This window comes from Desulfosarcina alkanivorans (assembly GCF_009688945.1).
GTDB lineage: Bacteria > Desulfobacterota > Desulfobacteria > Desulfobacterales > Desulfosarcinaceae > Desulfosarcina > Desulfosarcina alkanivorans.
The window spans coordinates 7050161-7072361 of sequence record NZ_AP021874.1; the positions used below are offsets into that span (position 1 = coordinate 7050161).

At 60.9% G+C, this 22201-nt stretch carries 16 protein-coding genes; 5 read left to right on the forward strand and 11 right to left on the reverse strand.

The window, feature by feature from the left end; all coding sequences use genetic code 11:
* Nucleotides 1-28 precede the first annotated feature (28 nt).
* The 4 genes from DSCA_RS30665 (at nt 29) to DSCA_RS30675 (ending at nt 4782) form a co-directional block, all read left to right on the forward strand.
* The gene (locus DSCA_RS30665) at nt 29-1423 is read left to right on the forward strand and encodes a heterodisulfide reductase-related iron-sulfur binding cluster (protein WP_197904696.1); all 1395 of its coding nucleotides are present in this window, start codon (nt 29-31) and stop codon (nt 1421-1423) included.
* 192 nt (nt 1424-1615) lie between these two features.
* Nucleotides 1616-2407 carry a PAS domain-containing protein gene (locus DSCA_RS32090; protein WP_167528026.1) on the forward strand — a complete coding sequence of 264 codons (792 nt, stop codon included), beginning with the start codon at nt 1616-1618 and terminating at the stop codon, nt 2405-2407.
* A gap of 103 nt (nt 2408-2510) precedes the next feature.
* Nucleotides 2511-3503, forward strand: a complete 993-nt coding sequence (locus DSCA_RS30670) for a response regulator (protein WP_167528027.1) — start codon at nt 2511-2513, stop codon at nt 3501-3503.
* Between the two features lie 373 nt (nt 3504-3876).
* Nucleotides 3877-4782: a glycine cleavage system protein H gene (locus DSCA_RS30675; RefSeq protein ID WP_167528028.1), complete on the forward strand. Its 906-nt coding sequence runs from the start codon at nt 3877-3879 to the stop codon at nt 4780-4782.
* Nucleotides 4783-4883: 101 nt separating this feature from the next.
* Here DSCA_RS30675 and DSCA_RS30680 read toward each other — a convergent pair whose 3' ends face one another.
* From DSCA_RS30680 to DSCA_RS30730, 11 genes are all read right to left on the reverse strand, one after another.
* Entirely contained in the window at nt 4884-5336 is a 453-nt protein-coding gene (locus DSCA_RS30680) for a hypothetical protein (RefSeq protein WP_155320044.1), read from the reverse strand.
* A gap of 131 nt (nt 5337-5467) precedes the next feature.
* Entirely contained in the window at nt 5468-6820 is a 1353-nt protein-coding gene (locus DSCA_RS30685; RefSeq protein WP_155320045.1) for a sigma-54-dependent transcriptional regulator, read from the reverse strand.
* Between the two features lie 83 nt (nt 6821-6903).
* On the reverse strand, nt 6904-8478 hold the full coding sequence (locus DSCA_RS30690; protein WP_155320046.1) for a sensor histidine kinase: 1575 nt from the start codon (nt 8476-8478) through the stop codon (nt 6904-6906).
* A 30-nt stretch (nt 8479-8508) separates the two neighbouring features.
* A complete protein-coding gene (locus tag DSCA_RS30695; RefSeq protein ID WP_155320047.1) occupies nt 8509-10350 on the reverse strand; it encodes a PAS domain-containing sensor histidine kinase in 1842 nt (613 codons plus the stop codon).
* Nucleotides 10351-10561: 211 nt separating this feature from the next.
* Nucleotides 10562-10972: a hydrogenase iron-sulfur subunit gene (locus DSCA_RS30700; protein ID WP_155320048.1), complete on the reverse strand. Its 411-nt coding sequence runs from the start codon at nt 10970-10972 to the stop codon at nt 10562-10564.
* 58 nt (nt 10973-11030) lie between these two features.
* Entirely contained in the window at nt 11031-15467 is a 4437-nt protein-coding gene (locus tag DSCA_RS30705) for an FAD-dependent oxidoreductase (RefSeq protein WP_155320049.1), read from the reverse strand.
* 393 nt (nt 15468-15860) lie between these two features.
* Nucleotides 15861-17147 carry a (Fe-S)-binding protein gene (locus DSCA_RS30710; RefSeq protein WP_155320050.1) on the reverse strand — a complete coding sequence of 429 codons (1287 nt, stop codon included), beginning with the start codon at nt 17145-17147 and terminating at the stop codon, nt 15861-15863.
* Nucleotides 17148-17533: 386 nt separating this feature from the next.
* The gene (locus DSCA_RS30715; RefSeq protein ID WP_155320051.1) at nt 17534-18412 is read right to left on the reverse strand and encodes a methylenetetrahydrofolate reductase; all 879 of its coding nucleotides are present in this window, start codon (nt 18410-18412) and stop codon (nt 17534-17536) included.
* A gap of 41 nt (nt 18413-18453) precedes the next feature.
* Entirely contained in the window at nt 18454-19026 is a 573-nt protein-coding gene (locus DSCA_RS30720) for a response regulator (protein ID WP_155320052.1), read from the reverse strand.
* A gap of 437 nt (nt 19027-19463) precedes the next feature.
* Nucleotides 19464-19976 carry a GNAT family N-acetyltransferase gene (locus tag DSCA_RS30725; protein ID WP_155320053.1) on the reverse strand — a complete coding sequence of 171 codons (513 nt, stop codon included), beginning with the start codon at nt 19974-19976 and terminating at the stop codon, nt 19464-19466.
* Complete coding sequence (locus DSCA_RS30730; RefSeq protein WP_155320054.1) at nt 19966-20667, reverse strand: AAA family ATPase; 702 nt, start codon at nt 20665-20667, stop codon at nt 19966-19968. The genes DSCA_RS30725 and DSCA_RS30730 overlap by 11 nt, the downstream gene beginning before the upstream one ends.
* Before the next feature lie 284 nt (nt 20668-20951).
* Between DSCA_RS30730 and DSCA_RS30735 the strand changes: the two genes are divergently transcribed.
* Complete coding sequence (locus DSCA_RS30735; protein WP_155320055.1) at nt 20952-22187, forward strand: lactate racemase domain-containing protein; 1236 nt, start codon at nt 20952-20954, stop codon at nt 22185-22187.
* Nucleotides 22188-22201: the final 14 nt, after the last annotated feature.

Consider the following 22201-nt stretch of genomic DNA (forward strand, 5'->3'; position numbering starts at 1 on the left):
CCATTCACCCGGAAACGATTACCCGCGTGTGCACGTGTTGAAACGGTCCTCACCATCCGAAAAAGAGCCAGTCGACCCGGCAGTCATCGTCCGGCGGGTCATCGACGCCTGCGCGGACTGCGACACCTGCCGGTTTCTGATGAACGAAGACTGCCTGTTCTTCCCGGCGCTTTACCGGCTGGTGGACCGGGAGGCCGCTGACGGCCGGCCATGCAGTGGGCGCGCGCTACGGGGTCTGGTCGAATTGTGCTCCCTTTGCGGGCTGTGTCCCTGTCCCGACATCCGCAACGATGTGATCCGGGCCAAAAGCGGCTATGTCCGTGAATCCGGCATGGCCCCGGCCCATCGCCTGATGGCCGATGTTCAGCGACTCGGACGCATCTGCGGCATGGCTCCGGATGCGGTCAATGCGGCCCTGTCAGTGGGTCCGGTTCATCGGATGGTCAGCCGGCTGGCCGGCATCCATCCCCGGCGGCGCCTGCCGCGGTTCCCCCAAGAGAGCTTTTTCAGCTGGGCCCGGAGAAAGGGCCTGTGCCGCCCTCCTGAAAACGGTCCCGGGGTGGCCTACTTTGCGGGCTGCACGGCCGGCTATCTTTTCCCCGAGGTGGCCCGGGCGGCAGTCAGGGTCCTGCAGCACAGCCAGCTCAAGGTGATGGTTCCGCCCCAGCAGTGCTGCGGCATGCCCACCCTGGTGGAAGGCGACGCCGCCCTTACCCGGCGGCGGGTGCAGGCCAATCTCGACGCCCTTCTGGCGGCCCGCCGCATGGGCTTCGATCCGGTGTGCTCCTGCCCCACCTGCGGTTTTTTGATGAAGGTGCTGATGAAAGAGGGGGCCTGCCATTCAAACGCCTATCAGCAGTCGGTCGGCGCCGCCGCCAACGAGATCAAGATCCCGGACGGTGCGGGCGGCGGTCGCTTCCTGCACCTCAGTAAATCCCTGTATGCCGGCAGGCTCAGGGACGATGGCCTGTTCAGCGATCTTGACCCGATGGATCGCCTGGCGCTGTCCGAAGGCGTGGCCGATATGGGCCAATACCTCCTGAAGCGGCTCGACGGGCGACACCTGGACGTCCCTTTTCAACCGATTGCCGGACGGATGGCGTACTTCGCCCCATGCCACCAGCGGGAACAGAAAATTGGCAGCCCCTATGTGCGTCTGCTGGCCCTGATTCCCGGACTGACCATCGAACCGGTTGGCGGGCCCATGGATTGCTGTGGCATGGGCGGGAGTCTGGGGTACAAAAAATCGTTCCACGACGCCTCGGTCTCCCTTGGCGCCGGCCTCATGCAGAAAATCAGGGCCGCTGCGCCCCAGGCGGTGATCACCGACTGCCTGAGCTGCCGGCTCCAGTTCCGGCATTTGCTGCCTTTTCCGGTTTTCCACCCCCTTGAATTGCTTGCCAGGGCCTGCGAGCCCGGTTAACATGATTTTCACCACATCTGGTTCAAGATCAGGTCCCCCCACCCGATATACTATCGGTACGGTGTGGCAAGGGTTGCGTCCGGCAATGGCATGATCAGTGATTGGGTGAGCCCCTTTCCCTGAATGCCGTCTGACCATTTTTGTGCTCATCGCCTTGTGCCGGCAGTGACCATTTTAAAATGAAAGCGACGATTGAGATTCACTTTTCCTGAACGCCATGTCAACCATTGGGCCCGCCTGGAGCGGCGGTTTATGCCCGCATCGGCGTGGGCCGGTGATCCGCTGACCTTCTGGCGGGAGCGGATTCTGTTCATCATCTGCTTTCTGGTCAGCACCCTGGGCGTTGTGGTCCTGATTCCCTCGATCACCCTGGCTTTTCTGGAAGGCCTGTGGACTGTCGTCGTTCTGGACACGGCCGCCTACCTCTTCCAGTTGATCGACACGCTGGTGCCCCTGGCGATTGCCCTGATGCTGAATGACCTGAAAAAGGCCCTGTCCAAAGAGCAGGAGACCAGCGCCAGCATGCGGGAGAGCCAGTCCCGCTATCGGACCCTGGCCAAAAATTTCCCCAATGGGGCGCTGTGCCTGATCGACCATGACTTCCGGTTTCTGGCGGCCGATGGACAGGAATTGCAGAAACACCGCCTCAGCAGTGACCGACTCATCGGGCGGACGGTCGATCAGGTCATGCCGGAAATAGCAGGCATCATCAGAACCGAATGCGCCCGGGTCTTTCAGGGCATCATCACCGTCGCCCGCGACGGGGCGATCATCGATGTCAATTCCGCATTTGTCGAGATCCTCGGTGCGCCCTCCAGACAGGCGGTTCTCGAGGCCAACGCCTTCCGGTCCCCGCACATCCAGCTCACCCGGTTTCCGGACCAGCTTAAAGATTGCATGGACCACGGTTCTTCTGGGGCCCATGAGACCTCCTTTACGAGCAGCTGGAATACATCCGTTTATCTGCGCTGCGCTACCTGTTGAGCCCACTGATGCATTCCAATGGCGACATCTATGCCGCGATCATCATTATCGGGGACATCACCAAGGAGCGCAGCCAGGAAGAACAGCTGCGGCGGGCACAAAAATGGAGGCGCCGGGGCTTCTGGCAGGCGGCGTGGCCCACGACCTCAACAATGTATTGTCCGGCATCGTGAGCTACCCGGAACTGCTTTTGCTGGATCTGCCCGACAACAGTCCGTTGCGCGATCCGGTAATGACCATCCAGCGGTCCGGCCAGCGGGCGGCCGAGATCGTTCAGGACCTGCTTACGCTTGCCCGCCGTGGTGTTGTCAGTATCGCCGTGATGAATATCAACCGGATGGTGTCGGAGTATCTCGATTCTCCCGAATTCGATAAACTGACCTCGCACCACCCGACCCTTCAGATCGAGACCCGGCTCCGGGCTGATCTGCTCGACGTGAACGGTTCCGCCATCCACATCAAAAAGACGATCATGAACCTGGTGTCCAACGCAGCGGAGGCCCATCCCAGGGGCGGGAACATACTCATTTCAACGGAAAACCGCTATGTGGACCGGCGTATTGAAGGGTACGACAATGTGAAGGCGGGCGAGTACGCGGTCCTGAGCGTCGAAGGGCAGGGGACCCGCTTTGAGCTCTATTTTCCGGCCACGCGAAAGCAACTGGCCGCAGATAAAGCCGCCGTGCCCATGGACGCCTACACGGGAAATGGTGAAACGATCCTGATTGTGGATGACGTAAAAGAGCAGCGCGTGATCGCTTCCGGGATTCTGGGGCGGCTGAACTATCGCCCCGTATCCGTGGCCAGCGGGGAAGGGGCCGTGGACTATCTCGACACCCATGGCGTCGACCTGGTTCTGCTGGACATGGTCATGGATCCCGGTATGGACGGGATTGACACGTACCGGCGGATCCGCGGCCTTCATCCGGAGCAAAAAGCCATCATCGCCAGCGGTTTTTCAGAAACCGAGCGGGTGAAGACGGCCATCGAACTGGGGGTCCGGCAGTACATCAGAAAACCGTATACCATCGAGAAGATCGGGGTTGCCGTCAAACGGGCGCTGCGGCAACAGACCGCAATGGACGCGGATCGGTGACAGGGACTCCTGTGGACCCCGCCCGGCCGGCCCGATCCGTGCAACATGCCCCACCTGGCGGTAGACTGCGCCACCAATACAACCTCCTGTAATTTATTATCATACACACATCTCATGGGCTCGCCGGTGCACCTTGCCCCGGTCCGGGCCCCCGGACGGGCCGGCCGCCATCCTGACGATGGATGATTGGTTTAATAATGATATCAAACGGTTGATATTCTGCCGACGCCTCTGTGCTACGGTGGCACAACTTGTGCGATGGTTCAGTTGGCAAAGGGCTGGGGGCCGGTGGGCCGGCCGCCTGTGATTTAACTTTTTAACCGATGCATCCATAAACGGCCATGGACGCATGGCACATAAAAGGAGGCCTTCGATGAAAGCAACCGCCAAGCCGAAAACCGGACGTCCCCTTGTCTATTCCATGACCAATGACCTGTGCGTCTGGAGCCGCGCCGGCATTCTCAAAGCGATGCGCTGTTTCAATGCATTCGACTGCCTTGGCTGTTCACTGGATAAACGGGTCCTGACCGATTTCAAGAAAAGACAGGAGTGGGCAGGCGCCACCGATACCCGTCCCGTGAGAATGCGGCTGATGATGAAACAGGGCAAGTGCCGCCACATGCTCAGCGGCCGGGTTTCCTACAGCCTGTGCTCCTACGGCTACAATTGCGCCCAATGCCCCTATGATCAGATGATCGAAGACACCAGCTACCTCCCCAATTTGAAATCCGCCCGCTGCGACCAGACATCCGGATTTGATGTGGCCAGGGACCATTATTACCATTTCGGCCACACATGGGCCCGGGTGGAATATGGCGGCCGCGTGCGTGTCGGCATCGATGACTTTGCCTTCCGCCTGCTGGGCCGGCAGGACGAAATCGAGCTTCCCCGCCTGGGGGACACGGTTGGACAGGGCCGGACACAGGCCGTCATCCGGCGTTCGGGAATGGAAGCGGAAACCCTGAGCCCGGTTGACGGAAAGGTGGTGGCGGTTAACCAGCACGTCGTCAACCACGCCGGCACGGCCAATGACGCGCCCTACGATGAGGGGTGGCTCATGGTGATCCAGCCCACCCGCCTGCGTAAAAACCTGAAAAACCTTTTCTTCGGCAACGAGAGCCTGGCATGGATCGATGATGAGGCCGGGCGGCTCACCACCCTTCTTGGGGAAAGCTGCGGCTACCGGATGGCGGCGACCGGCGGCGACGCCATCGACGATATCTACGGCGCCGTTCCGGAAATCGGATGGGACCGGCTGGTGGAGGAGTTTCTCGGCTGATGTGCCATGCGACAATGGGGGATCTCGGGATTATGAGATGGGGGATCTGAGATCGGGATCGGGACTCCGACCTTCGACCGCTGTCCTCGGGATTGAGCGATTCAACGGCGCCGGGTGAAAAGATGGCGCAGCCGGCGGGATATTTCAACCTGGCAGGCGTCACAGAACAGGGGGGGCAGCTGATCCAGTTTTTCAAGGCTGTTGGAATAGTGCATCAGACAGGCCGCCTTCCGGCAGTGTCCGATACCGATGAGGTGGCCGACTTCGTGGAGACCGATTTTCACCGCCCGGGTACAGGTGACGTCTGTTTTCTCATCGGCGAGCCGGAAAAGGGATATGAGGGCGGCGTTGCCGCCCAGCTGGGATTCACCAAAGGCAAACGTAAGGATCGGGGTGCAGATGTCCACCCGGGTCACCCCCAGCGTCAGGGGGACGCCGCCCGCATCCGCTGCCAGCACCTTGATAATCTTCAGGGCATCATATTGATGCCTGCCGTGCTCGTAGGCGTAGTCGGGATCGGGTTGTCCGGGCCTTACATCGGTATTCAGCCCCATTACCGCCTGGAGGTTGGCGGCCACAACGGATACGGCCAGTTCATCGACAGCCCCCAGCGGGACGACCTGAAGGTGGACCGCCTCATGTTTTAAGATTTTATTCCCAATGGGTTTTCACGTCCGGATAGCGGTTAAGGGCGGTTTATCTGATGCCGTTTGATCTTTCTTCGCAGGGTGCTCCGGTCAATCCCCAGCTGTTTGGCGGCCCTGCTGATATTCCAGTTGCAGGCCGCCAGCGCGGCGTGGATATGGTTGATTTCCATATCCCTCAGGGTCAACGGGCCCATATTGCAGACATCGGCTTCCGGGTTGAGAAACGTCAGTTCCCGGGCTCCGATCATCCTGCCCCTTGCAATCACCACGGCCCTTTCGATGACGTTTCGAAGCTCTCTCACATTGCCCGGCCACCGGTAGGCGGTCAGCATGCCGATGGCTCTCTGGGTGAATCCCTCCAGGAATTTGCCGGTTTCCTCGACATAGTGTTTTAAAAAGTGGTCGGCCAGAACCGGCACATCTTCCAGACGCTCGCGCAGGGGGGGGATCTGGAGGCTGATGACATTGATGCGATAGAAGAAATCTTCCCTGAAGCGGTGTTCACGAATCAGGCGGGGCAGGTTCTGGTGGGTGGCGCTGATCAGCCTGAACTCGCTTTTTACGGGCTGGCTGCCGCCCACGCGCAGGAACTGTTTTTCCTCCAGGGCCCGCAACAGGCTGATCTGCATTTTTGACGAAATCTCACCGATCTCATCGAGAAAAAGGGTGCCGTTGTCCGCCATTTCAAGGCGCCCCCGCCTGGTTTTGACAGCCCCGGTAAAGGCGCCTCTTTCATGCCCGAACAACTCACTTTCGAGGATGGATTCCGTCAGGGCACCGCAGTTGACGGCGATAAACGGCCCCTCGGACCGCAGGCTCTGCTGCTGGATGGCCCTTGCCACCAGGTCCTTGCCGACACCGGTTTCGCCGGTAATCAGCACCGGCGCAAGGGAGGGGCCTATTTCTTTTATGGTGGCAAACACCTTCTGCATGGGTTCCGAATGGATGACCATGGCATGATGAAGCGATGCCTGGTGATCCATCAGCTGCTCACGAAGGGCCAGGTTTTCCTCCTTCAGGGCTTTTGTGGCCATGATCCGTTCCATGAGCAGGGACAGTTCATCCGGGTCAAAGGGTTTGCACAGGTAATCGCTGGCCCCCAGCTTCATGGCTTCCACCGCCGTCTGGATGGACCCATGGGCGGTGATCATGATCACCATCGCATCCGGCTGTTTTTCCTTGAGCCGGGACAACAGCTCAATGCCGTCCATTCCCGGCATTTTTATATCCAGCAGGTATACGTCAAATGCGCTGTCCTCGACTCGTGCCAGTGCGTCAAAGCCGGAAGAGGCCGTTTCCACCTGATAGCCATCCTTTGCGAACCACGCGGAAAGGGCTTCACAGATGGTTTCCTCATCATCCACAACCATGATTCTGGTGGAAAGACGCATGATCGACTCCTGAAGATGCAACGACTTCCAGGGATGGTGAACGCGTGCGCAAGGCGCGGGTCAAGGCTTTTGAAAACCGAATTTCATGCCGGACCTGCCGGACCTGCCGGGCCGGCGTTTTCTTCCGGTTTTTCATCCGGCAGCACCCGGGGCAATTTGATCCGGAAGATACTGCCCCTGCCCGGTTCGCTGTCCACTTCCACGGTGCCATTGTGTTCGCGAATAATGCCGTAAACCATTGAAAGCCCCAGTCCCACGCCTTTGCCTTCGGTTTTGGTCGAATAAAAGGGCTCAAAAATGCGCGGCAGTTCATCGGTATCGATGCCATGGCCGGTGTCGGCGATGGTCAGCCAGATCATCTCCTCCTTTTCGTCAATGCCGCCGGTCACCGTCAGCCGGCCGCCCCGGGGCATGGCATCGATGGCGTTGAACAGGAGGTTCATGAGGCACTGCTGGATCTGGGCGCTGTCTCCCCAGGCCGTGTAGTCGGCGGCCGGCAGGTCGCGTTCACAGACGATCCCTGATATTTCAAGCTGGTGGTCGATCAACAGCATGATGGTGTTGATCATCTTGACCATGTCAATGCGGTCTGCCTGCACATTTTTCTGCCGGGCAAAGGTCAGCAGGTTTTTTACAATATCCCCGCACCGCATGGCTTCCCGGACGGACAGGGACAGGTACCGCTCGACATCTCCCATCCGGTCATGGCCGAAATCGTTGTCCCTGGCATAGGACAATATCAACTTGTTGAAGGTGACGATGCTGGTGATGGGATTGTTGATCTCATGGCAGACCGAAGCCACCAGGCGGCCCAGGGACGCCAGGCGGTCATCCTGAACGAAACGGGTCAGGTTGTCCTTGATGGCCTGGGCGCGCTTTTCGATCCTTTCGCTCAGATCCTTGGTCATGTCCCTGACGGTGACCACGAATTGGGTGATATTGCCCAGGTGGTTGAAGATCGGATAGGTGGTGACCTGGCAGATCAGGGTGCCCTCACCGGCTACGGTCACCTCGTGAACCGCGCGCGAAGGCCGGCCGGTTTTCAGGGTTTCCCGGGCCGGGCATATGCGCTCCGGCCCCCTGCAGGGGCCTTTCCCATGGTGCATGATTTCGTAGCAGAATCGCCCGAGGATCGATTCCCGCCCCGCCCCGCCGCCGACCAGGGGGGAATTGTTGCAGTTGAGGATGCGGTGATCCCGGTCGATGACGAGCACCCCATCGGGCGAGGCCTCGAGCAGGGCAGATGCAAAGGAGGTGGCCAGGTTGACCTCTGTCTCCCGCTCGGCCATGCGGCCGTAAAGGGTGGCAATATCAAAAAAAAGCATGGCGGTCTGCCGGTCCAGCACCCCGATGGACGGCGGTTTGCGGGCGATCAGTTCAGCCAGGATGGCCGGATCGCCGGTGAGTTCCAGAATCAGGTTCAGGTATTCGATGGAAAACAGGTCCGCCGGCTTTTCAAACAGCTCGATCTGGGTTTCACCGGCATATTTGTTACAGGCCGCAGACGGGGAAATGGTGGCCATGGCCACCAGTTTGAGGCGAAGGTGCGAGGGCCTGACGGCGCGCAGATCCCTCATGATCGACAGGCAGCGGGAGCCCCGTGCCACAACCCCGATATTCAAGAGCAGGCAGTGTTCCGGCTGTTTCAGGACGCCCATCGTGACCCCTTTATGCCGTTTCCGAAAAAGCTATCCGGCGTCAACCTGCTGCCGGCAGACCGGAAGCGAAATGGTGAACGTGGTGCCTTCACCGACACAGCTGTCCACCTTGATATCGCCGCCGTGGTCCCTGATAAAGCCGTAGCAGACGGACAGGCCCAGCCCAACGCCCTTGACGCTGTCGGTCTTGGTGGTGAAGAAGGTTTCGAAAACCAGATCCAGGTGCTCGTCCTTGATGCCGGCGCCGTTGTCTGAAACGGTAATGTGGACGAAGTAGTCGTCCCCTTCGGTGGCCACGGTCAGACGGCCGCCTTCGGGCATGGCGTCGCGGGCGTTGGATATCAGGTTCAGGAAAACCTGGCGCAGCTGGTTCTTGGATGCCATGATCTTGCCCAGGTGGTCGGCAAAGCGGTGCACCACCTTGATGGAGTGCTCCCACAGCTGTTTTTCGTGCAGCAGCAGGATTTCATCCAGGATCGTGTTGATGTCCACCGGCGTCCGTTCTTCCTGGTCCGGTTTGGAAAAGGAGAGCATCTTGCGCAGCATGTCGGTCACCCGGACGGTTTCGGAAAGGCTCATGTCCAGCAGTTTGCGCCGCTTGTTGCCGACCGGAATTTCGGTCTTCATCAACTCGAGGGTATTCATGATCCCGTACAGCGGGTTGTTGAGCTCGTGGGCGATCTGGGAGGTGAGCCGGCCCATGGCGGCCAGTTTTTCCGACTGGAGGAGCTGTTCCTGGGTGTTGTGGAGTTCGCGTTCCATCTTCAGCTGCTCTTCCAGGTCCACGAAAATCCCCACCGAGGCCATTTCCCGGCCGGTCTCATCGTAGATGATGTTGGCCGACAGGTTGCCCTCCACGGGATGTCCGTCCCTGGCCATGAAGGTCATGGGATAGGATCGCAATTTGCCTTTTCCGCCGTAGTCGGCGCTTCTCATCATGCGCATCACCCGGCGGGCCATGTCGTCCGGATAGAGGTCCTTCACGTTCATGGCGCCGATGGTTTCGGATGCCGGGTAGCCGAGGGTCTCTTCGGCACCCAGGTTCCAGATGATGATGTTGCCGGTCATGTCCGTTCCCATGATGGCGTTGGGAGAACTCTGGATGATGTTGTTGAGAAAATCGTGGGCTTTTTTGATTTCACGCTCCATCCGCTGGCGCTGGGACTGGTCCACGCAGATGCCCTCGTAGCCCAGCACCTTGCCCTGCGGGTCGTAGCGCACGTGGGCGGTGAGCTGCACGGTGATGGGGGTGCCGTCCTTTTTGCGGAAATCGACCTCGTAGTCGACCACCCGTCCGTTTTTCTCGATCATCTGCTGGAAGCGGGTCCGTTCTTCGGCCTTGAGGTAGATGTCCCGGGCCAGGTCGAGCTCCAGAAACTCGTTTTTATCCTCATACCCCAGCATGTCCAGCAGGGCGGCGTTGGCGTCGAGAAACTTGCCTTCTTTACTGCTGATGTAGACGCCGGCGGCCACGTGCTCGAAGAGGCTGCGGAAGCTTTCCCGGGAGGTCTTCAGCCGGTATTCCTGATCCTTGCGGTGGGTGATATCCCTGTATATGCTCAGTTTGGAGATGCTGCCGTCGGTGTTGTGCAGGGGGATCTCCAACAGGTCGTAGGTCTTGTCCACCAGGGGCACATAGACCTCTTCGTGGGTGTTCTGCCGGTTGTCGAACACCTCGCCGGCCTTGCACCAGGGGCAGGGAGCGGTCGTATGATTGACCACTTCGTGGCATTTCCTGCCCACCCCGTCGCCGAATACCCGGATCATGGCCTTGTTCATGAACTCGACCACATAGTCGTCATTGACGATGTAGATGCCGTCGGCCATGGCATCCAGAACGCCGGTCAATCCGTGGGGCTGGGTTGCGTCCATGATCTCCTCTCTGCTGCGCCCGTCCAGAAATGGCATCCTGCGGCCCATATCTGCGTTCTCGGGTTATTGAAATCCGCGACGTAGCGCTGCTACGCCTGTGGTTTCAATAACCCTGCGGCCTTGATCTGAACCGCAAGCTACCTTTTCTGGACGGACACACTTCAGTGAGTCAATTTTAAATTTGAAATTCGATGGTCGATAGTCGTGGGAGTTAGTCTGCTGTCATCGGTCCCAGCGCCGCCACCGTATCCGTCATCCGCCGGGCAATTCGCGCAAACTCCGGGGCCATGGCCGATGAGAGATTGAACATCTGCACCCGCGAGCCGTCGATGCCGACATCTTCCAGGGTTTTTCTCACCAGGGCAACTTTTTTCCGGGTTCTTCGATTTCCTTCCAGGAAATGGCATTCCCCCTCCAGTCAGCCGGCCACGTAAATGCCGTCGGCGCCGGCCTCCAGGCCCTTGAGCAGGTGAATCACATCCACCCGGCCCGTGCACGGCACCTGGACCACCTTGACGCTGGCCGGATACGGCAACCGCATGGACCCGGCCAGGTCGGCGGCTGCATAGGAGCAGTATTTACAGCAGAATGCAAGGACAATGGGGTCGGTCGTTGCGGTCATATTTCCTCCTCAATAAGTTGTTTAACCGAAAACCGAGGTCGGACTTCCGACCTCCGACTCATGCCGCGATGAACAGTGCCTCGATCTTGGCGATCAGCTGGTCGTCGGTGAAGTGGGCCAGGGTGATGGCCTTTCCCGGGCACTCGGCCACGCAGGTGCCGCAGCCATGGCACTGGGCCGGATCGATGACGGCGTGGCTGTGTTCATCCACCCGGGGGATGTCATAGGGGCAGGCCCTGACACAGGTCAGGCAGGCGGCACATTTTCCCGTATCCACCGTGGCGACCACACCGCCGACCATGATGGCATCCCTGGACAGCAGGGTCATGGCCCGGGAGGCGGCCGCCCTGGCCTGGGCGATGCTTTCCTCCAGGGGCTTGGGATAGTGGGCCAGGCCGGCCAGAAAGATGCCTTCGGAGGAGAAATCGACCGGACGCAGCTTGGCATGGGCCTCCACCAGGAACCCGTCGGCATCGACCGGCACCTTGAAGGTTTCGAAGAGTTCGCGGTTGGCATTGGGCACCACGCCGGTTGCCAGCACCAGCAGGTCGGGGCGCAGGCGCACCGGCATGCGCAATACATGGTCGGTCACGTCCAGCACCAGGCCGTTTTCGTCGTCGGCAGAGACGGTCGGCGGGTGTTCCGGCTCGTAGCGAATGAACAGGATGCCCGCTTCGCGGGCCTGCTTGTAAAGATCCTCGCGGAATCCGTAGGCGCGGATGTCCCGGTAGAGAATGCTCACTTTTTTCCCTGGATTGATTTTTTTTACGGCCAGGGCGCTTTTCAGGCTGTGGGTGCAGCAGATTTTGCTGCAGTAAGGCCGGCTGTCGTCCCGGGATCCCACACACTGGATAAAGGCGACACTTCCGGCCAGGAGCAGCCGTTTGTCGCCGGTGGCGACGGCCGCGTCCATGTCCAGGTGGGTGAGCACATCGGGGTGGTCGCCGTACAGGTAGAGATCCGGTTTATACTCGGTGCCGCCGGTGGCCAGGATGGTGGCCCCGTGGTCCACCACGGTTTTCGTCCGGCTGCCGTTGGCCGACACCAGCGTGGTGGAGAAATTGCCGATGCTGCCGGTGGTGGATGCGACCCGGGAGCCGGTAAAAAGGCGGATGCCGGGGTGGGCCTTTACCCGATCGATGGTATCGGCCAGGTAGGGGGCCACGGGTTCCCCCTTCCAGGTGGCATTGAGCAGGTTGGCCACCCCGCCCAGTTCAGTGGACCTTTCCACCAGGACCGCCTCCGCCCCCTGGTCGGCCACCCCCAGGGCCGCTTCCATGCCGGCTACGCCGCCGCCCACCACCAGGGCGGTTTTGTTGATCGCCAGGCTCACCTGATGCAGCGGTTCGATGTGGGCCGCCTTGGCCACGGCCATGCGAACCAGGTCCTTGGCCTTGGCGGTGGCCCGCTGCGGGTCGTTCATGTGCACCCAGGTGTTCTGGTCGCGGATGTTGGCCATTTCGAACAGGTACCTGTTCAGCCCCGCATCCCGGATGGTCTCCTGGAAGAGCGGTTCGTGCGTGCGCGGGGAGCAGGAGGCCACCACCACCCGGTTGATGCCCTTTTCGCCGATGATCGTTTTCATGTGATCCTGGGCATCCTGGCTGCAGGTGAACAGGTTGTCTTCCACGTGGACCACGTGGGGCAGGCTGCCCGCGTAGTCGCGGACCGCCGGTACATCGGCGATGCCGCCGATGTTGATGCCGCAGTTGCACACGAAAACCCCGATGCGCGGTCCCTGGCCGGAAACGTCCAGCTCCGGGGGCAGTTCCCGCCTGCGGGTCTGCGTCCAGCGGGCATCGGACAACAGGCTGCCGGCGGCGGCGGCCGACGCAGAGGCCTCCATAACCGACAGGGGGATGTCCTTGGGCTCCTGGAAGGCCCCGCAGACGAAGATGCCGTCCCGGCTGGTGTTCACCGGGGCCAGGCAGTCCGTAAGGGCGTGGCGGTAGTGATTCAGGTCCACGCCCAGCCGTCGGGCCAGCGAGACGGCGTCCGGGCTGGGGGCCAGGCCAACGGACAGGATGACCATATCGAACCGCTCCTCCACGCTCCGGCCCGCTTCGGTGGCATAGACGATGCGCAGCCGGTCGTCCCCGTCCGGAAACACCGAGTGGATGCGCGAGCGGATGTGGCGCACCCCGTGGTCTTCCCGGGCCCGGTTGGCATACTTGTCGAAATCCTTGCCGAAGGTGCGCATATCCATGAAGAAGATGGCCGTGTCCAGTTCCGTGTCGCTGTGCTCTTTGGCGATCACCGCCTGTTTGTTGGCGTACATGCAGCACACCGACGAGCAGTACCCGTTGTCGCAGGCATTGAGGTCGCGGGATCCCACGCACTGCAGCCAGGCGATCTTCCGGGGTTCCCGGCCGTCCGAGGGGCGAACCAGATGGCCTTCATAGGGGCCGGAGGCCGAAAGGATCCGTTCGAACTCCAGGCTGGTCACCACGTTGGGATGGCCGGCATAGCTGTACGCTTCATAGATGGACGGGTCGAAGGGCGCGAAACCGGGAGCCAGGATGACCGCCCCCACCTGGACCTCATGGATGGTTTCGGTCATCTCGTGGCACACCGCGTCGGCCAGGCAGGCCGAGACGCACTGATAGCACTCCGAGCAGACGCCGCAGGCCAGGCAGCGCTGCACTTCCTTCCGGACCGCTGCCTCGTCCAGGCCCAGCTGGACCTCGTCACCGGTGGCGACCCGCCTGCCGGGGTCGGCCATGGGCATGGCCTGGCGGGCGATGGGGACCGCTGTGGAGAGGTCCGCGTCTTCCACCGGTTCCAGTGGGGGTTCCCGGCCGGCCTTGAGGTCTTCACCGCACAGGTACCGCCGGATGGACTCGGCGGCGGTCTTGCCCGCGGCGATGGCCTCGACCACTGTTTTGGGGCCGGAGACGGCATCGCCGCCGGCAAAAATATCCGCATCGCCGGACTGAAGGGTCACCGGGTCCACGTCCATGGTCCCCCAGTCGCTCAGGGTGCAGGCGCACTCGTCGGTGAGACAGGCCCAGTCCGATTCCTGGCCGATGGCCGGAACCACCGCGTCCACGGCAATGGTAAATTCGGAGCCGGCAACGGGTTCCGGTCTCCGCCGGCCCGAAGCGTCCGGCTCCCCCAGTTGCATGCGGATGCACTCGACGGCCGTGACCCGGCCGTCTGTTTCGACCACCCGCACCGGGTGGGTCAGGGTCATGATGTCGATGCCCTCCTCCCGGCACTCGGCAATCTCTTCGGCGCTGGCCGGCATTTCGGCCTCGCTGCGGCGGTAGATGATGAACGGCTGCCCGGACCCGTTTCGCAGGGCCGTTCGCACCGAATCCATGGCCACGTTGCCGCCGCCGATGACCGCCACCCGGTCGCCCAGGTCGATCCGCTCACCCAGGTTGGTGCGCAGCAGGTAGTCGACCCCGGGCCACACCCCATCGAGCGCTTCCCCCTCGATCCCCAGCAGTTTGCACTCCTGGGAGCCGATGGCCATGAAAAAGGCACCGTATCCCTGGTCGCGCAGTTGGCCCACGGTCGTGTCCGTCCCCAGGTCAACACCGGTTTCAAATGCCACCCCCAGTTCCTGCAGCACCGCAATTTCTTCGTCGATGATGTCCCGGGGCAGTCGGTAGGGCGGGATGCCCAGCGCCAGCATGCCGCCGAGGATATCGTGTTTTTCGAACACCGTGACCGCAAATCCCTCGACCGCCAGAAACCAGGCGCAGGCCAGGCCGGCCGGCCCGCTGCCCACCACGGCCACTTTCTCTTGCCGGTCGGCTTTCTTCTCAGGGATGGCGGTGACCTTGTTTTCCCTGGCCCAGTCGGCCAGGAAGCGGTGCAGGGCCATGATGGACACCGGCGCGTCCACTCTGGCCCGGGTGCAGGCCGTTTCACAGGGGTGGTGGCAGACCCGGCCGCAGATACCGGGGAAGGGGTGCTCGCTGCGAAACAGTTCGAAGGCTTCCTTGTACCGGCCCTTGGCCATGAGGGCCACACAGCCCTGGAAGCTGGGATGGGCCGGGCAGGCCGCCTTGCAGGGCGCCGTACCCTTTTTTGCGATGGTGTAGGCGCCGGGCATGGCCTGGGGGTAGCGTTTGAAGGCCGCGCGCCGGGTCCGCAGCCCCTGGTCGAATTCGTTGGCCGTGTCGACGGGACACACCTTGCTGCATTCACCGCAGGCCGTGCAGCGCTCCATATCGACAAAGCGCGGCCGCTGGCGCAGGGTGGCGGTGAAATTGCCCGCTTCCCCGCTGACGGACTGCACGTCGGTCATGGTATACAGGTCGATGTTCAGGTGGCGTCCGGCTTCCACCAGCTTGGGGGAAATGATGCACATGGAGCAGTCGTTGGTGGGGAAGGTCTTGTCCAGCTGGGCCATGACGCCGCCAATGGCCGAACGCTGCTCCGCCAGGATGACCCGATAGCCCGAATCGGCCAGGTCCAGCGATGCCTGTATGCCGGCGATGCCGCCGCCGACGACCAGTACGGAACCGGTAGTTGCTGTGGTCATATTCTCCTCCTCTGTGGCCGTCCACAAAGGGCATCTTTTGGCCCGGGCCGGCGTTCTCGGGTTATTGAAATCCTCGACGTAGCGCCGCTACGCCTCCGGTTCCAATGACTCTGCGGCCTTGGTCCGAACCAAAATCCACCCTTTATGAACAACCACCGTTGAGTCTTCAATCCCCCAATCCCCGAATCCCGAATCCCGAGCAAAGATGCCGGATGTCGGAGCCCCGATCTCACATCTTATATCCCACATCCCCGGAATTCCCCTCACCCTGTCCCTCTCCCCCAAAGGGGCGAGGGGACGCAGTCACTATTTTGGGAACGAGGCCGGGGGTTCTGATTAAGGGTTATCGTTTTCCGTTCACTGTTCACCATTCACGAATCACTTGTCTTGCGCCTACAGCCCGTAATTCGCCAGGTCCGGCCCCAGATAGGCGCGTTCGTTTTCGCCCAGGATGCCCATGGCCAGGCACATGATGGTCCACAGGTGCAGCACCTGGTAGCCGCCGCCGTAGTGATGCCCCATGTCTTCGATCTGGCTGTGGCAGTTGTGGCAGGGGGCGATGACATAGGTCGCACCGGTGGCCATGACCTGATCGAACTTGATTTTGCCATAGGCCCGGCGCTCTTCGGTAAAACCGCCCTGCAAGGCGCCGCCACCGCCGCCGCAGCAGTAGTTGTTGACGCCGCAGGGGACCATATCCACAAAGTTCTCCTCACCGACGACAGTCTTGACGACGAAGCGCAGTTCATCGGCCATCTCCTGGCGCAGGGTCTTTCTGACGATGTTGCAGGGATCCTGCACCGTGAACTTGATCTTGAGGTCCCGGTTCCAGTCCGAATTGACCTTGAGTTTTCCCTCCCTGATCCAGTTGGCATAGAGCTGGATAATGGAGGTGAATTCGAAATTGTGGGGGATGTTGAACTTGCGCAATCCTTCCAGGATTGCAAAGTAGGAGTGCCCTCACTCGGTGTTGACCACCATCTTGCAGCCCAGGTTGTTGTCAATGTGGTCGACGAACTCCTCCATGATATAGCGCCAGCCCTCCTCGTCGGCCAGAAACAGGCAGTAGTTCTCACCGGCCCACATCACCGAGGGATAGGTCCAGTCGGCACCCACCAGGTGAAGGATCTTCCACAAGGGGCCCAGTTCGTCCGGTTCGGTGACCGGTTCACGGGAGTTCTGGTTGATGGCCATGTATGCGCCCACCCGGTCCACGGACACCTGCAGGTCTTTGAACGCGGGCTGGTCCTCACGAATCTCATCGGCCACGTCCTCGACGGTCCAGATGAAATCCTCGGTGGGCACGCCCATGGCATTGCCGGCCCGGATGTGCTGGTCGCAGGATCCGCGGATGCCTTTGGGCCGCTTGTCCCGGGGCCAGGATCCGCGCATCTGGTAAACCAGCTTGGGGATGTTGATCTTCATGGGGCAGGCATTGACGCAGCGGGCGCACATGGTGCACACCCAGGCCCATTTGGATCTTTTGACCTCCTCGTCCATGCCCAGGTTCACCATGCGCAGCAGTTTGCGCGGGTCCATATCCATCAGGCCCGATGCCGGGCAGCCTCCCGTGCAGGTCCCGCAGGTCATGCACAGGTCCAGCAGGGCATCGGGCACGTTTTCCAGCACCGCTTCCTTGAATTCACATTCCAGGTCATCCAGTTCGATGGGTGATGTCATAAGGCAACCTCCTTGGGTGGGCAGGCTGAAGGGTTTTAGGCTGAAGCCCAAAGGGGGCAGAGATCTTTCCGGCGCTTCTGCCTTAAGTCGAAATGACGGTTTACCTATGAAAAACCGGCGATGCCGGTACACGAATCGTCGGGACGTGCTGTTGGCGCGATTCTGCAGATGAGCGATGAGCAGGAAGCGGTGTCGCCGGTCTACGATTGCCGTTGAACGCGTTGGAGAAACGGACCGGCCGATGCAGTTTTTCGCTGCATGTTCCAATGTGCGCGATGGGCGTGTTCCCGGAATACGGCAGCGCTTCCGGGAAAGATGATGATTGTCAGGTGTTCAGGCTTCAAACGTTCCTTCATGGCATTGCCATCTCAGTGCCTGAATGGGTGCTATCTTATTTTGGCTGCGTCCAGATACGGCTGAATCTTGTCAATCCCCCCCAGGGTGATGATATGCACGCCGTCGCAGATGTCGCGCAGGCCCCTGATGGTGTCGGCAAACAGTTCGACGCTGGCCTTTTTCTTGTCGGGCGCCTTGTCCAGTTTCTGGACGACCCAGTCAGGGATCAGGCCGGCCTTGAAGTGGCGGTTGATGAAACGGGCCATGGCGGCATTTCTCAGCAGCATCACTTCGGCAATCACGGGGATGGCGAAGGTTTTGACCTGCTTGAGAAACCGCTGGAACTGATCCAGGTCGAAGATGGGCGTGGTCAGGAAATAGCCGGTGCCCAGTTCGCGCATGGTTTCCATTTCCTGCATCCCCTGTTTGGGCACATTTTTTCCCCAGAGGGATTCCACCCCCGATCCCATGATGAACTCGACGCGTTGCTCCAGCGCTCTGCCGTCCACCGTGCGGCCGTCTTTCAGGTGCTCCAGGACCGACGCCAGCTTGCCCGAATCCACATGGAAGAACATGGTCTCCTGCAGGCTTTCCCCGGAAATGCGATAGTCTTCGGTAAACACCAGCAGGTTTTCCACGCCGGTTTCGTGGGCCTGGGTCAGGTCTTTCTGCAGCTGGATGCGGTTCTTGTCCCGGGTGGTGGTCTGGTAGATGGCATCGAAGCGGTTCTGGTTGAGCAGTTCGCAGGTGCGGATACTGTCACCCACCACGCCTTCCAGTTCCACCTCGGCAACGGAAACCCCGTCCATGCGGCCCCTGACCCGTTTCAGATTCTCCACCAGCGCTTCGGGGTCGTCGTCGCCCATGGGCGCCTGGATTTCCGAGGTGACCACAAATTTCTTTTTTTCCAGCGCTTCCTTGAGTTTCATGTTACGCCTCCTTATTGATGGCCGAAACGCAGTTCGGGTCGCTATTTAAGGTCCAGCAGCCGGGCCACCTCCTCCTTGAGCTGGGGCAGGGGCAGGGGCTTGGAAAAACAGACGTCGGCGCCATGGTTTTTCATTTCCTTGAATTTTTCCTCATCCAGGTAGGCGGACAGGACGATGATTTTGGTTTCCCGGGTGTCATCGCTGGATTTGATCCTGCGGCACACTTCGTTGCCCTTGATGTCGGGCATCATGATGTCCAGGATCATCAGATGCGGGTGAAAGTGGTTGACCTGCAGCCCGGCCTCGAACCCGTCGGACGCGCTGATTACCTCGTAGTCGAATTCGTCTTCCTCCAGGGCCTGTACGATGGTCTCGACGATAATGGGATCATCGTCGACCACCAGGATGCGCTTGCGCTCATCCTCGGCCTCCGTCTGTGGAACGGGGATGCCCTGGCGGTGCATGAACGCTTCCATATCGCCGCGCTTGATGCGGCGATGCCCGCCAACGGTTTTGTAGGCCTTGATGTGGCCGGCCTCGATCCAGTTGATGATGGTTTTCGAAGAAACATTGCAATACTTGCTGGCCTTGAAGACGGTGAGTGTATCCTCCATTTTCCAATCCCTCCTTCAATCGCATGGGGTTGCCGTGACGGGTGAGACCTGTTGCGGTGTTAACGGCAGGGCCGCTGCCGGTCAATCATGGCGTGGGTGCTGAACAGCAAGGGGCGAGCGATCAAATGGGCGCGGGCAGCGTGGCGCAGGGTACAGGCGTGTCGGGCATCACTTCTACAGGTCCTGTTATCCTGTAAATCACGATGGCAAAAACTTGTCAATAAAAAAATAAAAAAACTAAAATAAACAAAATAACAGAACCATAATTGGGTTATATTGGTATATTAATTATAGTAATTACAGTAATTATAGATTTAAAAGAAACGACTGCCGGGCATGGTGTGGAAAACGGGGAGGTGGCCCGGAAAGACGGGCCGGGCTGCGGCGGAAGCGCCCATGGTGACGGGCGATGAGGTGGCGGTGTGAGGTGGTCCGTTTCAGGAATCGGTCGCCAGCCGGCATTCAAACCGCTGTTCGTTGACCTCGGTGCCCCACTGGGCGCCTTTTTGCTGGCACGTCAGGCGGAACCCGACGCTTTCATACAGGTGCCGGGCGGCATCGAGCCCCTCAAATGTCCACAGGAAGATGGCCGGATATTTTCTGGCGACGCAAAAATCCACGGCACGGGAGACCAGCTGCCGGCCTACGCCTTTTCCACGCAGGGCGTCGGAAAGGATGAACCATCGCAGGTGGGCGCCCCTTTGGGGGGCGCGGGCGCCGTCGATGGCCACCCCCCCTTCCACGCGGCCCCTGACGCTGGCGGTCCACAGGGCATCCCGCCGGGGATCATGGGTCTCGAGAAAGGCGGACAGTTCGGTGGCGACCTTGGCTTCGAAAAACAGGCCGAAACCCCAATGCCTCGCATAATAGCTGGCGTGCAGTTCGGCGATCCGGCCGATGGCTCCGGGCAGATAACCCGTCTGGATGGTGACGGCTGAATCAGGCGCCATGGTCGAAAAAGTCCCTGTAGATTTTATAGTGCCGGGTCTGTTCGTAGGCCGTTTGCCTGATGGACAGGTGATTGAAATCCAGGACCGACGCATTCGGGCAGCTCATCAGGATGGGTGAATGGGTGGAGATGATGAACTGGGCGTGGCCGGCGGCACTGGCTGCGGTCAATACGTCCAGCAGGTGAAGCTGGGTCTGCGGCGACAGGGCGGCTTCCGGTTCATCGAGAAAGTGAAGCCCCTTGACCCGGTAGATGGATTGGAAATAGGCCATGCAGGATTGCCCGTGGGACTGGGTGACCAGGGATTGGCCGCCGAAATAGCCGAGCAGGTCCGGGTTGCCGGAGGCCCATTCATCGACCAGTTGGGAAAAGTTTCGGAACAGTTCGGGAGAGAAAAAAGACCCGGGCACCGGTCCATCGGTCCATTCGACGTCCATGGAAAGATGCAGCATGTTTTCATACCGGCTGGCCTTGTACCTGGCCCGGTGCATGCCTTCCCAGATGTGGATGTTGCACCGGCGGCAGATGGCCTTGAGCAGGGTCGATTTGCCGGTGCCGTTCTCGCCGGTGAATACGGTCACCGGCGTGGGCAGATCGATGGCCGTCGTGTGCCGGACGACGGGCAGATTGAACGGGTATGCCTCGGCGGTCGGAAATCGGTCCCGGGCGATGCTTATTTTTTTCAGGTGCATACAACACTCCAATGGGGGTGCCGCCGGCCGCCTGGCGGCTGCAGGGCGGGTGCCTTGGGTGTGACTTAAAGCCCAAAGCGCAACTTCTGTCAACACCGCCAGCCGGTCCCGCCCCCCTTTCCCCTGATCCGGCCTGCCGGTCCGCCAGCCGTGCAGGCAGCCGCCAGCAGGCGAAAATCGAATAAATTAAGCTTAACATCACGGCGCCAAAGGGGTATAAATCCCTGAACCGCCCTGTGTCGCGGCGGCAATGCAAAGTGGCCGGGGGTGCCCGGCAGCGGACCATGAAAAAGACCATTGAACTGAAAATCGGCCGGAACCGGTTTCGGCTGCCATTGCCGGCGGCTGCGGATGTGCTGAACATTCGGGAACCGGAAAAAACGGTCTCGGCGGCCGGTTTTGCCGCGGACATGGACGGCCTGCTGGCCTCACAGCCCCCCGGCGGTTGCCGGGTGGCCGTGGTGGTGGCGGACAAGACCCGGCTGTGCGCTTACAACCGGTACCTGCCGGTGCTGCTGGATCGCCTCGGCGCCCATGGTGCGAAGCCTGCGGATACCACCGTTTACATTGCCTACGGCACCCATCCGGCCCAAAGCGATGCCGAGAGCCGCCATGCATACGGGGAGGTGTTTTCACGCTGCCGGTTCGTCCAGCACGATTGCACGGACGCGTCCCTTTTCACGGACCTGGGCCGCACCTCCCGCGGCACGCCCGTTCGCCTTCGCCGGGACATCCTCGAGGCTGACCGCCTGATCACCGTCGGCGCCGTATCCCACCACTACTTCGCCGGTTTCGGCGGCGGGCGCAAACTGATCTTCCCGGGCCTGGGATACCGGGCGGACATCTACCACAACCACGGCCTGTTCCTGGACCGGCAGCAGCGGACCCTTGCCCCGGGATGCCGGCCGGGGCGGCTGGACGGCAACCCCCTGGCCGAGGACCTGGCCGAGATCGAAGCACACCGTCCGGCCGACATCGCCGTTCACGGCATCCTGAACAGCCAGGGCGTGGTCTGCCGTCTGATGGCGGGGCGCGGCGTGCCGCACTTCCGGCAGGCCTGCCAATGCCACGGGCGGAACTGCGAGACCGGCACCGCCGGCGGTTACGACACGGTGGTCGCCTCCTGCGGCGGGCACCCCAAGGACATCAACTTCATCCAGGCCCACAAGGCCCTGCACCATGCCGCCGCCTTCGTTAACGATCACGGCACCCTGATTCTTTTCGCCCGCTGCCGGGACGGCATCGGCTCCGAGACCTTTCTGCCCTGGTTCGACATGGGCGGGTGGGACGCCGCCTTCGATCACCTCTCCAGCGCCTATCGGGGAAACGGCGGAACGGCCCTGGCGATGATGGAAAAAGCCCGGCGGATACGCATTCTCCTGGTGACCGACCTGCCACCCGAAGTGTGCCGGACCATGGGTGCCGACAAAAGCGACGCCCGCTCGGCCGCGCACAGGGTCGCCCGGTGCCGCGGCTCCCTGGCCGTGATTCCCAATGCCAGCCTGCTGGTGAGACGATGACCCATCCGTTTATC